The organism is Mycoplasmoides gallisepticum (assembly GCF_900476085.1).
In the GTDB taxonomy this organism is placed as follows: Bacteria; Bacillota_I; Bacilli_A; order Mycoplasmatales; family Mycoplasmoidaceae; genus Mycoplasmoides; species Mycoplasmoides gallisepticum.
On record NZ_LS991952.1, the window covers coordinates 167215 to 186076 of the forward strand.

22 protein-coding genes and 6 tRNA genes are annotated in these 18862 nt (G+C 32.7%); 26 read left to right on the top strand and 2 right to left on the bottom strand.

Annotated features, from left to right (window positions below; genetic code table 4):
* The first annotated feature begins 97 nt into the window (after positions 1-97).
* The 17 genes from D2833_RS00710 to D2833_RS00790 all read left to right on the top strand — a co-directional run bounded on the left by D2833_RS00710 (position 98) and on the right by D2833_RS00790 (position 11013).
* Positions 98-802, top strand: a complete 705-nt coding sequence (locus D2833_RS00710) for a YebC/PmpR family DNA-binding transcriptional regulator (protein ID WP_011883850.1) — start codon at positions 98-100, stop codon at positions 800-802.
* Between the two features lie 34 nt (positions 803-836).
* A tRNA-Asn gene (locus D2833_RS00715) sits at positions 837-911 on the top strand.
* Between the two features lie 4 nt (positions 912-915).
* Positions 916-992 (top strand) — tRNA-Glu (locus D2833_RS00720).
* A 123-nt stretch (positions 993-1115) separates the two neighbouring features.
* Positions 1116-1191 (top strand) — tRNA-Val (locus D2833_RS00725).
* A 1-nt stretch (position 1192) separates the two neighbouring features.
* A tRNA-Thr gene (locus tag D2833_RS00730) sits at positions 1193-1268 on the top strand.
* 4 nt (positions 1269-1272) lie between these two features.
* Positions 1273-1348: transfer RNA gene (locus D2833_RS00735), tRNA-Lys, on the top strand.
* A gap of 4 nt (positions 1349-1352) precedes the next feature.
* Positions 1353-1438, top strand: a tRNA-Leu gene (locus D2833_RS00740).
* Between the two features lie 449 nt (positions 1439-1887).
* Complete coding sequence (locus tag D2833_RS04410; RefSeq protein ID WP_011113363.1) at positions 1888-2154, top strand: MPN207a family PTS transporter accessory protein; 267 nt, start codon at positions 1888-1890, stop codon at positions 2152-2154.
* Between the two features lie 57 nt (positions 2155-2211).
* Positions 2212-4887, top strand: a complete 2676-nt coding sequence (locus D2833_RS00750) for a PTS transporter subunit IIABC (protein ID WP_117273927.1) — start codon at positions 2212-2214, stop codon at positions 4885-4887.
* An 86-nt stretch (positions 4888-4973) separates the two neighbouring features.
* Positions 4974-6461 (top strand): NADP-dependent glyceraldehyde-3-phosphate dehydrogenase, encoded by a 1488-nt coding sequence (locus tag D2833_RS00755; protein ID WP_011113365.1) that lies wholly within the window; start codon positions 4974-4976, stop codon positions 6459-6461.
* Between the two features lie 66 nt (positions 6462-6527).
* Positions 6528-6836, top strand: a complete 309-nt coding sequence (gene rpmE, locus D2833_RS00760; RefSeq protein WP_011113366.1) for a 50S ribosomal protein L31 — start codon at positions 6528-6530, stop codon at positions 6834-6836.
* 81 nt (positions 6837-6917) lie between these two features.
* On the top strand, positions 6918-8000 hold the full coding sequence (prfA, locus tag D2833_RS00765) for a peptide chain release factor 1 (protein WP_011113367.1): 1083 nt from the start codon (positions 6918-6920) through the stop codon (positions 7998-8000).
* A gap of 4 nt (positions 8001-8004) precedes the next feature.
* A complete protein-coding gene (gene prmC, locus D2833_RS00770; RefSeq protein ID WP_011113368.1) occupies positions 8005-8859 on the top strand; it encodes a peptide chain release factor N(5)-glutamine methyltransferase in 855 nt (284 codons plus the stop codon).
* Positions 8847-9395: an L-threonylcarbamoyladenylate synthase gene (locus D2833_RS00775; protein ID WP_011113369.1), complete on the top strand. Its 549-nt coding sequence runs from the start codon at positions 8847-8849 to the stop codon at positions 9393-9395. Before prmC ends, D2833_RS00775 begins: the two co-directional genes overlap by 13 nt.
* 92 nt (positions 9396-9487) lie before the next feature.
* A complete protein-coding gene (locus D2833_RS00780; RefSeq protein WP_011113370.1) occupies positions 9488-9958 on the top strand; it encodes an RpiB/LacA/LacB family sugar-phosphate isomerase in 471 nt (156 codons plus the stop codon).
* A complete protein-coding gene (locus D2833_RS00785; RefSeq protein ID WP_011113371.1) occupies positions 9894-10442 on the top strand; it encodes a hypothetical protein in 549 nt (182 codons plus the stop codon). Before D2833_RS00780 ends, D2833_RS00785 begins: the two co-directional genes overlap by 65 nt.
* A 46-nt stretch (positions 10443-10488) precedes the next feature.
* Positions 10489-11013 (top strand): Holliday junction resolvase RecU, encoded by a 525-nt coding sequence (locus tag D2833_RS00790; protein WP_011113372.1) that lies wholly within the window; start codon positions 10489-10491, stop codon positions 11011-11013.
* On the opposite strand, the gene D2833_RS00795 is transcribed toward D2833_RS00790, so the two are convergent.
* The gene (locus D2833_RS00795) at positions 11000-11356 is read right to left on the bottom strand and encodes an HU family DNA-binding protein (RefSeq protein WP_027333231.1); all 357 of its coding nucleotides are present in this window, start codon (positions 11354-11356) and stop codon (positions 11000-11002) included. The genes D2833_RS00790 and D2833_RS00795 overlap by 14 nt on opposite strands.
* 139 nt (positions 11357-11495) lie before the next feature.
* Between D2833_RS00795 and D2833_RS00800 the strand changes: the two genes are divergently transcribed.
* The 6 genes from D2833_RS00800 to D2833_RS00825 all read left to right on the top strand — a co-directional run bounded on the left by D2833_RS00800 (position 11496) and on the right by D2833_RS00825 (position 13658).
* Positions 11496-11945: a DUF1951 domain-containing protein gene (locus D2833_RS00800; protein WP_011113374.1), complete on the top strand. Its 450-nt coding sequence runs from the start codon at positions 11496-11498 to the stop codon at positions 11943-11945.
* 2 nt (positions 11946-11947) lie between these two features.
* The gene (locus tag D2833_RS00805) at positions 11948-12157 is read left to right on the top strand and encodes a hypothetical protein (protein ID WP_011113375.1); all 210 of its coding nucleotides are present in this window, start codon (positions 11948-11950) and stop codon (positions 12155-12157) included.
* A gap of 172 nt (positions 12158-12329) precedes the next feature.
* Positions 12330-12839: a 50S ribosomal protein L10 gene (gene rplJ, locus D2833_RS00810; protein ID WP_011113376.1), complete on the top strand. Its 510-nt coding sequence runs from the start codon at positions 12330-12332 to the stop codon at positions 12837-12839.
* A 39-nt stretch (positions 12840-12878) separates the two neighbouring features.
* Positions 12879-13244, top strand: coding sequence for a 50S ribosomal protein L7/L12 (gene rplL, locus D2833_RS00815; RefSeq protein ID WP_011113377.1), 366 nt, complete (start codon positions 12879-12881; stop codon positions 13242-13244).
* Between the two features lie 49 nt (positions 13245-13293).
* Positions 13294-13467, top strand: coding sequence for a 50S ribosomal protein L32 (rpmF, locus tag D2833_RS00820; RefSeq protein WP_011113378.1), 174 nt, complete (start codon positions 13294-13296; stop codon positions 13465-13467).
* Positions 13467-13658 (top strand): hypothetical protein, encoded by a 192-nt coding sequence (locus D2833_RS00825; protein ID WP_011113379.1) that lies wholly within the window; start codon positions 13467-13469, stop codon positions 13656-13658. Before rpmF ends, D2833_RS00825 begins: the two co-directional genes overlap by 1 nt.
* A gap of 147 nt (positions 13659-13805) precedes the next feature.
* On the opposite strand, the gene D2833_RS00830 is transcribed toward D2833_RS00825, so the two are convergent.
* Positions 13806-14981 carry a DnaJ domain-containing protein gene (locus D2833_RS00830; protein ID WP_011113380.1) on the bottom strand — a complete coding sequence of 392 codons (1176 nt, stop codon included), beginning with the start codon at positions 14979-14981 and terminating at the stop codon, positions 13806-13808.
* Positions 14982-15356: 375 nt separating this feature from the next.
* Here D2833_RS00830 and D2833_RS00835 point away from each other — a divergent pair, with 375 nt between their 5' ends.
* From D2833_RS00835 to D2833_RS00840, 3 genes are read left to right on the top strand one after another with little or no spacing between them, the layout of a single operon-like run.
* Positions 15357-16562, top strand: coding sequence for a hypothetical protein (locus D2833_RS00835; protein ID WP_117273930.1), 1206 nt, complete (start codon positions 15357-15359; stop codon positions 16560-16562).
* Positions 16532-16663: a hypothetical protein gene (locus D2833_RS04340; protein ID WP_265736590.1), complete on the top strand. Its 132-nt coding sequence runs from the start codon at positions 16532-16534 to the stop codon at positions 16661-16663. The genes D2833_RS00835 and D2833_RS04340 overlap by 31 nt, the downstream gene beginning before the upstream one ends.
* A 33-nt stretch (positions 16664-16696) precedes the next feature.
* Positions 16697-18829: an MATE family efflux transporter gene (locus D2833_RS00840; RefSeq protein ID WP_117273932.1), complete on the top strand. Its 2133-nt coding sequence runs from the start codon at positions 16697-16699 to the stop codon at positions 18827-18829.
* The last annotated feature ends 33 nt before the right edge of the window (positions 18830-18862 follow it).

Genomic DNA, 18862 nt, shown 5'->3' on the forward strand with positions numbered 1-18862 from the left:
CGGAATTATGATGATTTTTATTATTTATAATTACAAGAAGTTGAGAAGAGCTGATCAGCTTATATTGCTAAGTTTAGAAAAGAAGAAGAGAATAACCATGCCTAGAAAACATTTGATTGCTAACCAGATTAATAAAAAACAACAATCTAACGCCAAGCTGTGACAAAAATTAGCTAAAGAGATTAAAGCAGCTGTTAAAGTTGGTGGAACTGATCCTGAGACTAATTACCGGCTGAAAGCCGCAATTGATAAAGCATTAACTTACAACTTATCAAAAGATTCAATTAATCGTAATATTTATGGGAATAGCAATAAGGAAGATGACCAATTAATCGAAGCTGAGTATGAGATTTATGGTCCTGGTGGGTTGGGAATTATCGTTAGAACCTTATCAGATAATCCCAACCGTGTTATCTCTTCATTAAACGGGTATATTTCTAAACTAAAGGGTTCTTTAGCTAAACCAAACAGTGTTAAGATTAACTTTCAAGAACAAGGAATTATCTTAACTGATTTAAATAACTATCACGATGAAGCATTATTAGAGTTATTAATCGATTATGAACTAATCGATATTAATTCTGATGAAGAAGGTTATGAGATTATTACGGTCCCTAATGCTTATTATGAAGTGAAGAAGAAATTAGAAGCAGCTGGTTTTAAGATTCACCATTCTGAACTAAAATTAATTCCGCTTTTATACGTTCAACTAACTCCCGAACAAAATGAAATGTTCGAACGGTTTAGTGCATCATGTGAAAATGATGATGACATTCAGTGAATCGTAGCCAATAATCAATAATATTATGGTATAATTTTAAAGGCATCAGCTATAAGGCCACATAGCTCAGCGGTAGAGCAACCGGCTGTTAACCGGTTGGTCACAGGTTCAAATCCTGTTGTGGCCGCCATTATGGCGCGTTGGTGAAGTGACTTAACACACACGCCTTTCACGCGTGCATTCACGGGTTTGAATCCCGTACGCGTCACCATTAATTAACAAACTTTTTAAATAACTAATAGGGTTTAAAATCCCGCTTCTTTGAATTAATGCACATAGTTCAAAGAGACAATATTTTGTTAGGATTTTGTTAGGAAATTCTTCCTAGCATTATGGAGTGTTAGCTCAGGTGGGAGAGCATATGCCTTACAAGCATAGGGTCGGGGGTTCGATCCCCTCACACTCCACCACGCCGACTTAGCTCAATCGGCAGAGCAACTGACTTGTAATCAGTAGGTTGTAGGTTCAATTCCTATAGTCGGCACCATAAAGCTTCTTTAGCTCAGACGGTAGAGCAAGTGACTCTTAATCACTGGGTCGTGGGTTCGATCCCCTCAAGGAGCACCATGTTGCACTCGTGGCGGAACTGGCAGACGCGCTAGACTTAGGATCTAGTATCATTACGATGTGGGGGTTCAAGTCCCTTCGAGTGCACCATTAATAATAATTTTAGTATCCGCACAATTACAACTTAATTGTGTCTCTAACTTTCGATTAAAACTTTCGTAATTTTTATAAAATTATTGAAAAATAAGAGCCGCTTAGGCTCATTTTTATATTTAATAAGTTTTCTTATCTTAATCAAGAAAAAAAACGAAAAAGAATTCAGTTTAACTCGTCCTTTTTCGTTTTTTTATTATCTAAGCTTATCAATTTTGATTAGATTGAACTTTTCTTAAGTAATACCTAACGATTTTAGGTTTTTATTCGACCTATCTTTAAGGATTATTAGCTTATATCACATAATTAAAGACAAAACGATTAAGATCAATATTTTTCATTAAGAATTAAGCTCCAGAATTTTGCTTATTCTCTCTGATAAAGTGATTTTGGCTTCAGTTAGTAATATATAATAAATATGATACCGATAAAAATTAATCATCATTATGGACACAACTAGAATAGTATTTATTACTTTAAGCACTCTAGCGTTAGTGATTTGCTTAGTTTTTTGAGGTTCATCATTCTACATGTTTTGAAAAAGATATAGAATTAGACGCACAACTTACGATGGCGCTTTTGGTAAAACAATAAGTGATAAAGAAATGAAATTAACATGATGGCAAAAGAATGGTGGGTATCTACTATTTATTTCTGGATTGATGATTTTATTATTTTCTGTTGCGGGATTTGTTAGTCTAACTAATCTTTAATAATAAAAGAACTACGAATGATGTTTATTATATTTAAAAACTGAAAGAAAATAAATAATGGCTTCAACTACAAATCAAGTTCATAGCCAGAAACGCTCTTCAGAACGCTGAAAGAGATTTTCTGGTCATTTTAAAGAAGTTGTTGGTAAGTTGTCTGCAGGAATTATGATTCCGATTGCTTTATTACCCATCGCTGGGTTATTGCTAGGGATCTTTGCTGCGGTTCAAAACAACGTAAGTCAAGCTACTCACCCTGGTGTGTTTGCGATGGCTGCCTTCTTTAAAAATTCTGCCGAGGCTGTTTTCGGTAACCTACCTACGCTATTTGCGATTGCAATAGCAGTAGCATTCACTAACCAATCAGGGGTAGCAGCATTATCTGCTTTTGTTGGTTGGTTGATCTTCAATGCTACACAAACAGCATTAATTTTCCCTAATGCTAACTCACAAACATTTACGATTCTATATTATAACAGCGTTCCGGCTACTGCGTTAGCTATGAACGTTGGTCTTAGATCGCTAAGTACATCTGTGTTTGGTGGAGTTATTGTCGGTGCTATTACAGCTTTATTATTCAACAAATTCCACACAATCCAATTACCTAAAGTGGTTGGGTTCTTCAACGGTAACCGTTTTGTTCCAATTATTACATTATTAACAATGTTACCGGTTGCTCTTGTTGCATTAATGATCTGACCAGCAATTGGTATTGGTCTAAACGCATTAGGTCAAAGCCTTGGGGTCCTATCAAGAAATGGTAACTTCAACTCGTTCATCTTTGGTTATGTTGAAAGAGCATTGGTTCCATTTGGTCTACACCACGCTTTCTATGCTCCTTTATGGTTCACTAGTGCTGGTGGTAGCATTGCAAACATTATTGTTAACCAAGCTGGATCAAACGCAATTGCTCCATTAATCGTTACTGACGAAAATGGACAAAGAGTGATTCGTTCAATCGTTGGTGTTGCTGCAAACAAAGATGCAGTTAAACCTGCTGGATTTACTGCTCAAAACTGAATGTACTGAGGTCAAGTTGTTACTGCATTAAACCCTAATACACAAATTAACACAGATAGCTTAAGCGGTGACCAAAGATTATGATTCACCATTAACTCACTATTTGTCAATAAATCTGTATACTTAAGTGGTTTATCTGATCCTTACACATTCACATTCAAATCATTTGCTGACTCAACTCTTAACCACCCTTCACTAATCCAATCTATTACTAGAAACGGAACTGTTATTAGTGGTGCACAACTATTAACAATGATTAAAGAGTCTTCAACAGGATCTGTTGTTTTGCAAGCAAATGACACACTAAACTTTGCGTTCCCTGGTGTGAACCCTGGTCAATACGAACAAGGTAAACATGCATTCATGATCTTTGGTTTACCAGCTGCTGGTGCTGCGATGATTATGGCTGCTCCTAAGGACCAAAGAAAATACGCGTCTTCAATCATCATTTCAGCTGCGTTCACTTCATTCTTAACAGGTATTACTGAACCAATCGAATTTACATTCTTATTCTTGGCTCCTTACCTATTCTGAGGATTCCACGCAGTATTCTGTGCGATCTCATTCTGATTAACAAGCTTACTAGGTGGTAACATCGGTCAAACATTCTCTGGTGGTATTATCGACTTGACAATCTATGGATTCATTCCTGATGCCTTAGGTGCTAAGACAAACAGCTGACTTCCATTAGTAATTGGTCTATTCTACATCCCACTGTACTACTTCACATTCTACTTCCTGATTACTAAACGTAACATTGAGACTCCTGGACGTGGTGCTGGTACAAGACTGTACACTAAAGCTGACTACCAAGCAAAAGTTGCAAGCAAAAATGCTGCTAGTACAAACGACGGATCTGCTAATTTCAAACCAATCGAAATCACTTCATACAAACTAATCAAAGCGTTTGGTGGACGTGATAACATTAGTGCAGTAAATGCATGTGCTACAAAATTAAGAGTATCTGTTAAAACTAAAGAAAAAGTAAACTTTGGTGAGATCGGTGCCCTTGGTTCATTAGGTACATATGCAGTTAGTGATACTTTAGTTCACGCTGTTTATGGTGGTGATGCTGATATCATTAAATCTTACATGCAAAAGATGATTAATAAAGATTATGACTCTTCTGCTATTGAAAAAGTAATTGGTGATCCAGCTACTAAAGAAATCGACCCATCAATGCCAAAAGCTACTCCTGAAGTTGATCACAAACTATATGATGTAGTTGATGTATACAGCCCTGTTAAAGGGACAGTAACTGATCTAGCTGATCTTCCAGACCCTTCATTTGCTGGTAAAATCATGGGTGATGGTGTAAGCATCGAACCAGAAGATGGCATGTTCTACTCTCCAGTTGATGGTAAATTAGAACTTGCTTACAACACAGGTCACGCTTACTTCTTCGATGTTAACGGTGCTAAGATCTTAATCCACATTGGAATTGATACTGTATCATTAAACTCAAACAACTCAGATTCTAACAACTTAGTTGGTTTCAAAATGTTTGCTAAATCTGGTGACAACGTTTCATTCAAGAAATCACCAGTTGTTCAAGCTAACTTAGAGATGATTAAGAAGAAAGAATTATCAACTAATTCGCCAATTCTAGCTCTAAAAGAAACATTAGCTAACTACGATCTTAAAGTGGTTGTTAAACCTGGAGACAAGGTTAATGTTGGTGACTTATTGTTCAAATTAACTAAAAAGAATAAATAGTCCATTTAACTAATCGAAATAAAGTGCATTCTTTGCACTTTATTTTTTTATTTATATATTTAAATTACATAAATAATTTTAATAGTATGAGTAATAGCGAATGCATAAAGAAAAAGGTGTGTAATGCATCTTCTTATGATTTTAAGGACAAATATCACCACTTAAAAGGGTTAATTAATAACCAAGAAGTGGGTAGTAGTAAACTAATTGAAATCAAATCACCAATCGATCATGAACTAAGCGGTTCATTTTATGGGATGACAGCAGAAGAGATCGATGATGCTTATGAAAAAGCAGATATTGCGTTTAAAAGTTGATCAAAAGCAGGTTATGAATATCGCAAAGCTAAGATCTTAAAGTTCGCCCAATTACTAGATGCACACAAAGAAGAATTTGCTAACTTACTAACTGATAATATTGCTAAAGCATACAACGAGTCACTAGCTGAAGTAACTCGCTCAATCCAATATATTCACGACACGATCAGTGTTTATGAAGAGATGATTACTCATCCATTAGTAATGGATGAAAAGATCCACCGCGTTAAGGAAAAAGTGGGTAAGTTTGTGCGTGAACCACTAGGGGTAGCATTAAATATTTCGCCATGAAATTACCCCCTAAACACTCCATTATCAAAGATGATTCCGACTTTAATTGCGGGAAATACCGTTGTTTATAAGGTGGCAACCCAAGCAGCAATTATTGGGATTAGATTAGCTCATTTATTCAAGCAAGCTGGTTTTGATCCAGGTGTAGTCCAATGTGTTGTTGGTTTAGGCCGTGAGATTGGTGATAAACTAAATACGAACAAACACATTAAAAGCATTTCATTTACAGGAAGTACTCCAGTTGGTTTAAGTTTATTAAAACAATCAGCTGTGGGTAATATCTCACTTGAATTAGGGGGGAAAGATGCAGCCTTAGTTTTAAGCGATTATGATAAGCAAAAGACAATTAAAGAGATCGTTAAGGGTGCTTATAGTTATTCTGGACAAAGATGTACTGCGATTAAAAGAGTCTTTGTTAAGAATGAAGATGCAGACGAATTTGTTCAACTATTAAAAAAAGAAGTAGAAAAACTACATCTAGGTAATCCATTTAATAATCCATCATTAGTTCCAGTAATCGATCAGCATGCTGCTAATTTTATTAAGGAATTATTTGATGATGCGGTGACTAAAAAAGCTATTGTTTTAACTGGTGGTGACTTTGAGAAAAACTGTGTTGAAGCAATCTTATTAGATCACGTAACAACTGATATGCGTGTTGCTTGAGAAGAACCATTTGGTCCAATTTTACCGATTATTCGTGTGAAAAATGAAGCAGAAATGGTTAAATTACACAACCAATCTGAGTATGGTTTACAAGCAAGTATCTTCACAAGTGATCAAACTAAATTTGACGAGTTAGCTAACCAATTAGAAGCTGGAACAATTAACTGAAACCGTTCATCTTCAAGAGGACCTGATTTCTTCCCGTTCATGGGAGTTAAAGATTCAGGTGTAGGGGTTCAAGGAATTAGGGATACGATCCTATCTGTAACCCGGTACAAAGGTTTTGTTTATAATCGCTAATTTTAATATATAATATTAGGGACTATTTTTAAAGCTATATTATAATTAAGGTTCAAGAAAATAATAATGAAAAAAGATATCCATCCAACATTAAATAAGGTTAGTTTCTTATGCTCTTCTTGTAATAATAAGTTCATTTTATTATCAGTAATTAAAGCTAAAGAAGTTCACATGGACGTTTGCAGTAAATGTCATAGCTTTTATATTGGAGAAACTACTCAACAAGTAGTAAAAGGACGCGCTGAAAAACTGTCTAGCAAGTTCAACCAAGGTAAAGCTCACATTAGTAAAAAAGCTGAAGCAAACTCTTCTAAACCTCAAGCTAAGACTACCAAGAGATCTAACGATAAAGCTAAATCACTAAAAGATTTATAAGACCTTAATTATTTAAATAACAAACAATACCAAATTTAGGATTTGGGTTGTTTGTTTTTATTTTATTAACAAATAATAACCATGGAATATAACAAACAGATGTATGAAACATTAGTAGCTATACGAGCTACTGCACAAAAGTTAAACAAAGAGTTAGAAAGTTTAACTAATGATTTCAAGCGAATTCATGCAATTAACAAAGAATTAAAACAAAAAAAGCAGTTACTAGAAGTTTTTGAACTTTATGACAAATTAGTTGTTAGCGGTCTAGAAGCTGAAAAGATCATTAATGATAATGCGATGAAAGAATTTCATGAATTGGCAATTCTTGATCTAGATGCTGCTAAAGAACAGATCCCTGATTTAGAAGAAAAACTAAAAGTTTTATTATTACCAGCCGATCCTAATGACGATAAGGAAGTTATTGTTGAAATGCGTCCAGCTGCTGGTGGTGATGAATCTTCGATCTTTGTGGGAAATATGTTTGATCTTTATAAGGAATATTGTTCTAAACATAATTGAAAGATCAATGTTATTGAAATGTTACCTACTTCTGTAGGTTACAGTTTTATTTCTTTTGAAATTAACGGTGAAGACGTTTATTCAAAGATGAAGTTTGAATCAGGCGTTCATCGAGTACAAAGAGTTCCAGCTACCGAAGCAAAAGGCCGCGTTCATACATCAACGATAACCATAGCAGTATTACCTCAACAAGATGATGTAGAAATCGAAATTAACCCAGCAGATTTAAGAATTGATACTTATCGTGCTTCAGGTGCAGGTGGTCAGCACGTTAATCGAACTGAGAGTGCTGTAAGAATTACTCATATCCCAACTGGAATTGTAGCAGCTTGTCAAGAAGGGAAATCACAGATCGCTAATCGAGAAACTGCAATGAAAATGCTTCGTTCTAAATTATGAGAAGCAGCTGAAAAAGAAAAAAACGACGCTTTATCTGCATTAAGAAAGAATCAAGTTGGTTCTGGTGACCGTGCTGAGAAGATCAGAACATACAACTATCCACAGAACCGTGTAACTGATCATAGAATCAATATGTCATTAAATAGTTTAGATCGATTTATGATGGGAGAAATCGATGAAATGATTGATGCATTACGTTCTAAAGAACAAGAAGAAAAAATGAAATTAATTATGAACGAATAGTTTTATGACTTTCCACGAACTAATTAATTACTTAACAAACAATTATTCAAAATATCAAGAGAAATACTCTTGATCATTTTTTTTATTAATAAAACGCTATTCTGAAAAAATTGAGAATAAAACAGATCTGATTACTTTGCGTAATGAAGAGATAGATTTTAATTTTGATCAGTTTATCAAAGATTGTAATCGCATCTATAAAGATGAATATCCAGTTGAATACATTATTAATCAAATCGAAATTAATGGATTAAAACTGTTTGTTGATGAAACTGTTTTAATCCCTAGAATAGATACAAATGCAGTAATTGAAAAGTTTTTAGAAGTTATTAATTCACGCAAAGATATTGTTAACGTTTTAGATATTTGTACAGGCACTGGATTAATTGCGTTAACAATTAAAAAACAATTTCCAAAATATCAAGTATTTGGGTCAGATATTTCAAAATCAGCGGTAAAAATAGCTAATTTTAATGCTGTAAATAATTTGTTAGATGCAAGGTTTTATGTAGCAGATTATCTTGAAGTTTTTGAACAAGTGAGTGAAGAGATAGATGCATTAATTATTAATCCGCCTTACCTAGATGAAGAACTAAAATCGAATTACATTAAAGAAATAAATTACGAACCATTCAATGCTTTGTTTGCTAAGAACGGCGGCACGTTTTTTTACGAAGAAATATTTAGATATCTAACTACGAATAAAACTAAGATTAAAGTGCTGTGTATGGAGTTTTCTGAGCGAATATATGAAAAGACGGTGCAGTTGTTAAAGAAGTATGGTTTGTACGACAAAACCACTTTTTTTAATGATGCTAACGATAAGTTAAGAGGGTTTATTATTGAATGAAAGTTCTAGAATTTGAAAAAGATTTTGACGAAATAGTTAAAGCCATTAATGATGATAAGCTAGTTATCTTACCAACTGATACAGTCTTTGGGGTAATCTGCAAATCTAAAAATAAAATATACGACTTCAAAAAAAGAGATCTAAATAAAAAATTAATTTACTTTTGTTCAGATGTAGAGCAAACTAATATAAACGATAAGTTGTTTCTAGATCTAGCTAATCGTTTCTGACCAGGTAAATTGACACTTATTTATAACAAGGAAAGTTATCGCATTCCAAACAGTCCTTATATTTTAAAAATCGCTAAAATATGCGGTAAAATTTACTCTTCTAGTGCTAATATAAGTGATTTAAATCCTTATAAAACTTGAGAACAGTATTATAATGATCCGTACTTTAATCAGAATAACGACGTTGTTGTGATAAAAGGTGAAACTACGTCTGAACAAGGATCAACAATTTATGACTTAGATTCAAACAAAATTCTAAGAGAAGGAGAATTGAGCCAATCTCTTAAAGAATTTTTAGCTAATCGCTCAAAATAATACACCTTTTTTTATATGAGTTCTAACAAACATTCAAAGGATTTATTTAACTAACATATAAAAATATATAAGAATATAATTAAATAGCAATTATGGACAAGAGAAAAATCATATTCGTAGCTGATCATACAGGTGTTTTCTTAAAACAAGAACTTATCAGTATGCTTAAAACTGAATACCATAATCAATATGAAGTTATTGATTTAGGTTCAGATGATGAAAAAAGTGCAGATGATTATCCTGACTTTGCTTTTATGCTTGAAGATTACTTTAAGGATGAAAACACAAGAAATATCGGTGTAGCGATCTGTGGTACTGGTGTTGGGATCTGTATAGCAGCTAACAAGATTAAAAATGTTCGTGCAGGATTAGTAACTGATGTTCAATATGCAGAACTTGCGATTCAACATGATAACTGCAACGTTTTAGTTCTTGGAGCTAGAACAACATCAATTGATGTTAATAAAGAGATCCTAAGAAAGTTCTTATCAGCACAATTTGAAGGTGGTAGACACCAAAGAAGAGTGGATAAAATTAGTAACTATGAAAAAAAACAAGATTAAAGATCCATTAAAGGCTAATTATTTTAAATTAGATCTAGTTCCAGCTGAATTTAAACCATCAAGAAAAAAATCATATATTTATTTAGGGATAGCAATAGCTGTACTTTTATTATCTTTAGTCTTTGTTGGTTTATCAGCTGCGCCTTATGTGGAAATTTTAAATAGAGGTGTAACTCAAGCTGAATTTGTTAATGCAGTTGAAACTAATGGATTCTTTACAAGAATCTATACTCCTGATAACTCTACAACCATTCAACCAGGCACAGTAGGTTTAGATATTACCCCACTAGTTAGATCAAGTAATGATCCTAATATCGTTGCCACTATTAGAATAGCAATTGGAGCTGTCTCTATCTTCTTATTTGTCCTTTTCATTATCTTAATCATTGTTTCTTACATGTATTTTTTAGGTTCAATTAAAGCTATTGATAAGCCAACTAAACCATACGTAACTGAACCAACTACCCAAACTAAAAAAGTTTAACTTTTATAAAAAACCGACATATATTGAATAAAGGACTATTCAGTATATGCATCAAAATAGAGGAATGTTTCTTGAAACATTAATCAATAATACAATTAAGCATAACGAATTAGCCCACAAAGGGCTAATTTTTAAACGTCACTTACCAATCAATGTTTATAATTTTGCTAACAGAAGAGTTACTGGGTGATTAAAAGAAAAGACACAAACCGATTATTATGGGCTTTATAAGGGTTATTTCTTTGATTTCGATGCAAAACAAAGCTCTAAAATTAATTATTCGCTTAAGAATATCAAGCAACACCAACTAGATCATTTAAGAAAGATTCACGAACAAGGAGGGATTGCTTTTATCTTATTGTTAATCGTTCCCAAAGAAGAGTTTTATATGATTCCAATTAAAAAAATTGATTCTTGGTTAAAAAACCAAGAATCAAACACCTTAAAGTATGAATGGATTCAGAAAAGCTCTTTTAAATTGGAACTATTTTATCCCGGAGTAATTGGGATCTTTGAAGCTCTTCAAGAATGGATCGACTTAATTACTCTTCGTCGTTCTAGCGGTTCTTAAAGAATCCAGTGGCTTTTCTTTTAGGTTGAAGCAATTCATCGTCTTCGCTTACGTATTTCCACTTGATTGTAGCTGTTACTTCTTTAAGTGGTTTAGCAGCTCTAAATTTTACCTTTGGTTTAGGCGGAATTCTAGTTTGTGCTCCTGTAATCGGGTTAACTGAAATTCTTTCACGACCAATAGTAACTCTAAAAGTACCAAGTTCAGGTAATCTTACTTGACCTTGAGATTTAATTTCTTTTTTTACTAAATCACTATAAACTTGGAAACAAGCCTTAACAAGTTTTGGACTTACTCCAGTACATTCAGCGATAATTTTGCAAATTTCAGATTTAGTTAGCATTTTTTATATGTATTTTTTAATAGATATATTTTAATATTTTCTTAATTAAACATTAAAAATATTAAAAAAATATTCAACAGTTTAATTATAATCTGATAATATTAATAAGATTTTTTAAAAGTCGCCAAATTTATACAATATGTCTCACAAATTGTCTGAAGAACAAAAGAAAGAAACAGAATATCAAGCAAATGTTGAAAAAGCAATAACAGCCTTTAATACATTATTTACTAAAGAAGCTAATAAATTCGATTTTATTAAATCTGTTTATGAGAACGATGGCGTTGCCAACATGGAGTACCCTCGTCAAAAATTAAATGAATTAATGGATTTAATTATTAACGAACCAACTAAGCATTATGCTAGAAATTTCTTCATCAATACTTGTTTAACAAAGATTACTGCTTATGAAGAAATTGAAGACGTTTTAAGTTTATTTAAAAAAAACAAACAGATCTTAGATAAATTTTGTTTGTATTACTTATTATTTAAACAATCATTTAATTTTGACGATTCAGAAAGATTTAAAATCACCAAAATTTTATCAAATATTGCCCGAGAACTTATTGAGGTTTTAGATTTAAATTAATCATGGCTAGAAGAGATAAGGGAATTAATTTGATTATCCTAATCGTTTTATTAATTTTAGGAATCGTTCCAGGGATTTTATACGCTTTATTTAAGTTTTTTGTTCCCCCGTTTAGTTGAGTGATCTTTGCAATCTTACTATTACTATTCGTGTTTCCTGCGATTATCTACTTACTGACATGTTCAGATGTAGTGGTGTTTAGTAGAATTTAAGTGAAGATAGCTAATTCCATAAGAATACTTTAAAAATAAAGTAAAGAATGATATACTATTAAAGCAATAACCAAAGACCATAACTGGTAAATCACTTGATTTCCTTAATTCGTTATGTAGGTTAGATAACCATATCTAATAACAATCTTTGTTATTGTTTTCACTTTACTAATTGAATTTTAAATACACAATGAAAGCAATTATTCAAAAAAAGATTGAACATGTAAATAAGATTGCTGGATTGTTAAAAGAAGCAAAATCGTTTGTCGTATTTGAATATTCAACAATGACAGCAAAAGCTATTACAGCACTTAGAAGAAAAGTAAAAACTAGTGCTAATCAGATGTTTGTTTTAAAAAACAACATCTTAAAAAGAGCAATTAAAGAAGCTGGCATTGATGGATTTGACGATGATATCAAAAACCAAATCGCAGTTGTGATTGGGTTAGAAGACGCTTTTTTACCAATCAAAGCAGTTCATGAATATGTTACAGCTAATGAAAAAGTTAAGTATGTTTGCGGATATTTAGAAAACGAGAAATTATCTGCAGCAGAACTAAGCGAAATAGCTGTTCTTCCATCAAGAGATGAACTATACAGCATGTTCTTATCAGTGCTTCAAGCTCCAGTACGCAAATTTATGTACGCGCTTAAAGCTGTAGCTGATACAAAACAACAATAATCAATTAATTTTTATTAAAAATCATAGGTAGTACTTACAATGGCAAAATTAACAAAAGAACAATTTATTGAAAGTCTAAAAGAAATGACTATCGTTGAAATCAACGATGTAATTAAAGCAATCGAAGAAGCATTCGGTGTTTCAGCTGCTGCTCCTATAGCTGCTGCTGCAGCTGCTCCAGCGGCTGCTGCTCCAACTGAAGCAACAGTTGTTTTAGTATCAGCTGGTGATAAGAAAGTTGAAGTTATTAAACTAGTAAGAGAAGTAACTGGTTTAGGTTTAATGGATGCTAAGAAAGCAGTTGACACTCCTCCTGCAACTATTAAAGAAAATATGAATATTGAAGAAGCTAAAGCATTAAAAGCTAAGTTCGAAGCTGTTGGTGCTAAAGTTGATCTTAAATAATCATAATCATCCACATTTATTAAATTTTTTATAGAATAATTAAAACATCATGGCAGTACAACAAAGAAGATCTTCGAAACACAGAAGAGATAAAAGACGTTCACATGATGCTTTAGCAGTTAACTTAATTAACGTATGTAAGCATTGTGGGAAATTCAAAAGAGCTCACAGAGCTTGCTCTTGCGGAATGTATAACGAATTAAGAATTACCAAAGCAAAATAATGAACGATAACTTATCACACAAATCTAAAGATTTAAATTTAACTTCAGTTAGTGAGGTATCTAAATACCAAAACAGCAAGATTAAAGCTGGTTTGGATTGGTTTAGTGCGACAGCAATTATCTTATTAACAGTAATTGGAGTTTGTCTAGGGATTTGTATGGCTTGTTTAGTTATTATTCACGCATCTTAATTAATAAGCAAATAGTTATTAAAAATAATAAAAGACCTATCTTAATTGATAGGTCTTTTATTTTAGTTATTTAGCCAGATTAAGGATTTTATCTGATCGTGGGTAATAAAAAATGGGCTCTTACCCATTTTTAGTTTGGTTAGAGCTTTATTGCGAATCCTTATTATTAAGTTCTTTCTTCATTAAGGTTTCGTATAAGTTTACTTCCTTATTTGGTTTAATGAACTCTTTAAGTTTAGTAATCTCTTGTTTAGAGTATTCACTAGGTCTTGCATAGTTGATTACAACGATTAGATCACCTTTTTGGTTGTAATTAGCACCATAAACCCGTGAGTCTAGTTTTAAGTTAATTCCACCATTAGCAATCGTGATGATATCACCATTTTTAGTTCCGGCTTTTAGATTAATTTCTTTGATCTCTTTTAAAGTCGGAATTAAGATTGTTCCACCAGTGATAGCCACCAATGGATCAACTAAAACGTTAACCACCACGTGGTTATCGCGTAATTCAAACACCCTAGAAGGTTCGATCTTCACTCTTAAGAAAAGATCCCCCACTAGATTCTTATAAATGTGTCCTTCCCCGCGAACGATTACAACATCTTGATAAAAGACATTTGAATCGATTGAGACTTTTCTTTCAACGACTTCATCAACCATTCTACGTGATTTACATTTCTTACATTTATTTTTGATCGTTTGACCTTCACCTTTACAAGAAGGACAGGTCTTTTTGGTTTGGAACATTCCTAGTAATGTTCTTCTTTGTTCAACAAGAAACCCTTCGCCATTACAATCACTACATGTAATTACATCACCATCAGCTGAACCTGACCCGTTACAATCCGGACAAGTAACTTGTCTGGTATACTTAACGTTTTTAATACAACCATTGGCTGCTTCTAAGAAGTTGATCTTAATCTCATGAACTAAATTAACATCAACTTCTTCAATGTATTCTTGGTTGTGAAAACCACTGCCTCCACCACCAAAGAATTGTGAAAAAACATCACCAAACCCACCTTCGAAATCAAACCCGCTAAATACAGAGTTAAACACGTCATAAGGATTGAATCCACCTTGGTGGAATCCAGACGCGTTTAAACCTTCATGACCATAAGTGTCATAAAGTTTTCTTTTCTCTTCATCGCTTAGTACCTCGTAAGCTTCATTAACTTCTTTGAACTTCTCTTCAGCATCTGAATCTTTATTGCGATCAGGGTGATATTTCATAGCCAGTTTTCTAAAGGCTTTTTTAATATCTTGCTGTGTAGCTGAACGGGATACTTCTAATATTTCGTAATAATCTCTTTTTGAAGACATATAATATTTATTTAATTATTGATTGATTAGGTTTGGTAGTTAAAGCAATAATATTAATATTTTAGCACTCTAAGAGCTAAAGTGATAAAAAAGTTAAACAAATTAATTTCAGTATAAAAAAGAAATAAGCTCTTAATTGGTTACTGTTTGTGAAAAACTAATCGGATTTAACTTTGATCTGATCAAGCAGTTTTAACAAGAAGTTTTTGGTTTTTTTTGTTTGTAAACTGGTTTTTTGAGCAAATCAATTAGATATAACCCTATTATTACACTTACTTATTATAATTAAGTTATAATTAAGGTATAATTTTTATCGAGAATTCGATAGATTAACTTTTCTATAATAAGGACAGAATGCTTAAAAATAAGGACAGAATGCTTAAAAAAATATTGAAATGGTTTTTACTAGCTTCTTTTGTAGCGGTGCCATTATCTTCTTGTACAAACAAGAATAAGAAAGAGATGGTTAGTAATTCACCTCCTAATATGGATCCAGGTAATACCTCAGGTACTAATGAAAATAATAACCCAAGAGAACCTTTACCCCCTATAAATCGATCTGAAGGGATGAAGTCAGAAGATAAAAGTGGGAAGATGGAAGCAGATCGTTCTAGTGATAGTAGTAATGAAACAAAAAGTTTACAATTAAGTCTAAAGTCTAAAGCTGTTATAGCATCTGATCTAGTAACTCAAGCAAGCGGTGGTTATAGTCTTAACTGGTCAAAGTTTATGACCAATCTTAATTCAGAAGAACAGACAAACTCAAGATTGTTAAACTTAATTGTTGACGATCGTGAAGGGCAAATCTCATTTGATTTACAAGTAGGTGGAAATCAAAAGCTAAGCTTTAAAGAAAAAGTCGATTTTGATTTTCAGTTCTTAAAAGCTTTAACTTTAAATTGGACTGATACTAAACCCACAACAACCAATAGTTCATTAACCCAACTTCAAAAGGTGACTAACGCCCAAGGATTATCTGAATTTGCTACCCCCGTTTTATCAGTAGCATCTGATGATTCAACCAATTACTTCACTTATCTAAGTGATTGGTTCGATGTTAATCTAACATATGTAAGTGTTGATAAGAAATTAGAACAAAACGATCTTACTTTTGATTATCAACTAACAATAAATCCAAATAAAAGATCGTTTTATCAGATTGAGAATAATTCTAAACAACCTCAACTTTGACACAGCGATGAAGATAGAACAGTTTTAAGCTATCCGTCAGATTTATCTAAAGCTGCAGCTGATGTAATCATCAACAAGACAAGTGAATTGTTTGATAAACCAATCGATTATTTCTATGATATAACAAATCATACAGTTAAAACTGATCAATTAGAAGTAACTGCTAGAAACAATGGGCTAATTAAGTTTTCTAACAGTAAATACAATGATCAGTTTGCAATTACTTTAGTGCAAAACTCAGCTAGTTTCAATACTGATAGGAACGAACTAACATTTACTGTCGAAATCAAACCAAAAGATAGTAACGAATTTAATAGTATGGGGGGGATTGGAAGAACTTTCACAATAACAACCTACAGATGGACCATATCGACCTTACCAACGAACTAACATTTAGTGTCTGAATCAAACTAAAAGATAGTGACGAATCTAATAGTATGGGAATTGGACAAACTTTCACAATTCCACTTGGTAGATCAAACCAACAATAATTTTTAAGGGGAATAATTAATAACTAAATATTTGTGAATACAGGATATAGCCAAATTGATAAACAAGAAAAAGCTAATAAACTCTTTGGGAAAACAGCAATTGCTAAAGCAATTTGAATTGTTTGTTTACCAGGTTTATTAGCTGCTTTCTTTGCAGGTTTGTATAGTTTTTATGATCAGATCTTAATTCAAAAATTAGTGCCAGAAGTTTGGAAACTAAATGATGTTTACAACGGTTTGCACTTTTCAAATATTAACGTTTATCAACGGGTATTTGATCAGATCTTTGTTAATGACGCAATCGTTAGAGTTCCCAATATCTATTTTTTTGATAATGGTTATTATCAAGCTTCAGTTTCTCAACCCGTACCGATTGGTTATTTTAATAGTGACTTTATTAAGATTTTTGGTGAGCAAGTAAGATCTCAACCAATCATCACCTTAGATAAGAATGTACTTGCTCAATCAATTAATAATTACCAAATCTTAGATAATATCGTTTTATTATTTAAAAACGTTTATAATTCCCAGATCGGTGCTGTTGGTGATAATACATCACAGCTATCTAATGTTTCAATTATAGCTAGACAAGCAGTAAACTCGTTTCAAAATATCCTTTTAATTGGGAATGCAGCAATCTATTTAGTACCGATTGGGGCTGGGGTTTATTACACCAAATCAATTAGTTATAAATATGAAAAAACTGGTCGAGATATCTGAGTGATGTCATTTTGAACAACATTAATCTTATGTTTAATTGCTAGTTTAATCTGTTTTATTATTGTTGGTGCTGGAGTTCAACGTAGTTTAATTGGAACGGCCAATTTAAGTCCTAGAGTAATCAGCTTACTAGATCATAATAATGCTAACGAGATTGTTAGCCGGATTAATAATGTTGATCTTGATTCGCTTAATGGCGTTAATTTTGTCAACTACCCTAAAGTGATCTTAACTTATGATGATGCGATGGCTGATATCTCAGCCCTTTGAGCTGATCAATATAGTTGGATTTATGCTAGTGGGTTCTTTTTTATTGGTTTGTTTTCATTATTATCTTTCATGATTCGCTCTGAAGGAAGAAATATCTTTGTTACGGTTGCTTCAATCATAGCAAACGTAACTAATGTTTTATTAGACTTTATCTTTATTAAATACTTTAGTCTTGGTTTGATTGGTGGAGCAACGGCTTCTGTAATTAGCTGAGTTGTTAACTTAATTTTATACGTTGGCTTTGTCATGTATTTTAATAAGAAGCAAGCTACATGATTAAGTTTTCACGATCTCTTTAAGGTTAAATTTAATATCAAGATCATTATCCCGATCATGATCTTGGGGTTATCATCGTTCATTCGGATTGTGGGTTTAACTGTAATGTTCTTGGTTTACAATTTATTGTTAATCAGGGTCTCTGGACAAGATTTTCAAAACTACCACGCAGGGTCCACCCCGTTGTTGATCTTATTTTTTGTCGCCTTATTCGGGATCTCAGATGGTGGTCGACCATTAATTGGTTATAACTATACGAACCGTCATTACAAGCGAGTACACTCAGCTTTCTGATGATCGTTGTTTGTTACTTTCACGTATGCAATTATCTCCTATATCGTCGTCTTTTTTGTTGCCAAAACTGTTTTAGTTAACTTATTTAACTTTAAAGATCCAAGCACAACACCAATGGTGCAACCAATTGATAATGCTGATATGGCGACAAGTTATATCAGAATTACAATGTTAAGAATTGTGATGTTCTCAATTACGATCTGTGGAATGATGTTGTTCCAAGGAACAAATGATGTAATTCGTTCATACATCTCTTCAGCGATTGAAGGATCATTCATCTCTTATCTAGTGTTTGGTACGGTTTATGGTCTATCAACAGTTTTACCAAAAACTGATAATCTAAATATCTGGGTTTATGTTTCAGGCTATGCGATCTCACCATTTATTACTTCTGTGGTGGTATTGATCTTATCAATCTTGTTCTTAAGAAGAAATCTAAATGTTAAGAACGAAACAATCGAACGTAAGATGAACCGATTAGATTTAATGCAATATAATTTCTTTATTAATGAAGCAAAGAAATACAATCTCTTAACACCACAACAACAACACGAGTTGGTTAAATTAAAAAAAGAAAAACAAGAATTAAATACGAACCAAAATTAAGTTCTGGGATGAGAAAAAATGTAGCACTGGACC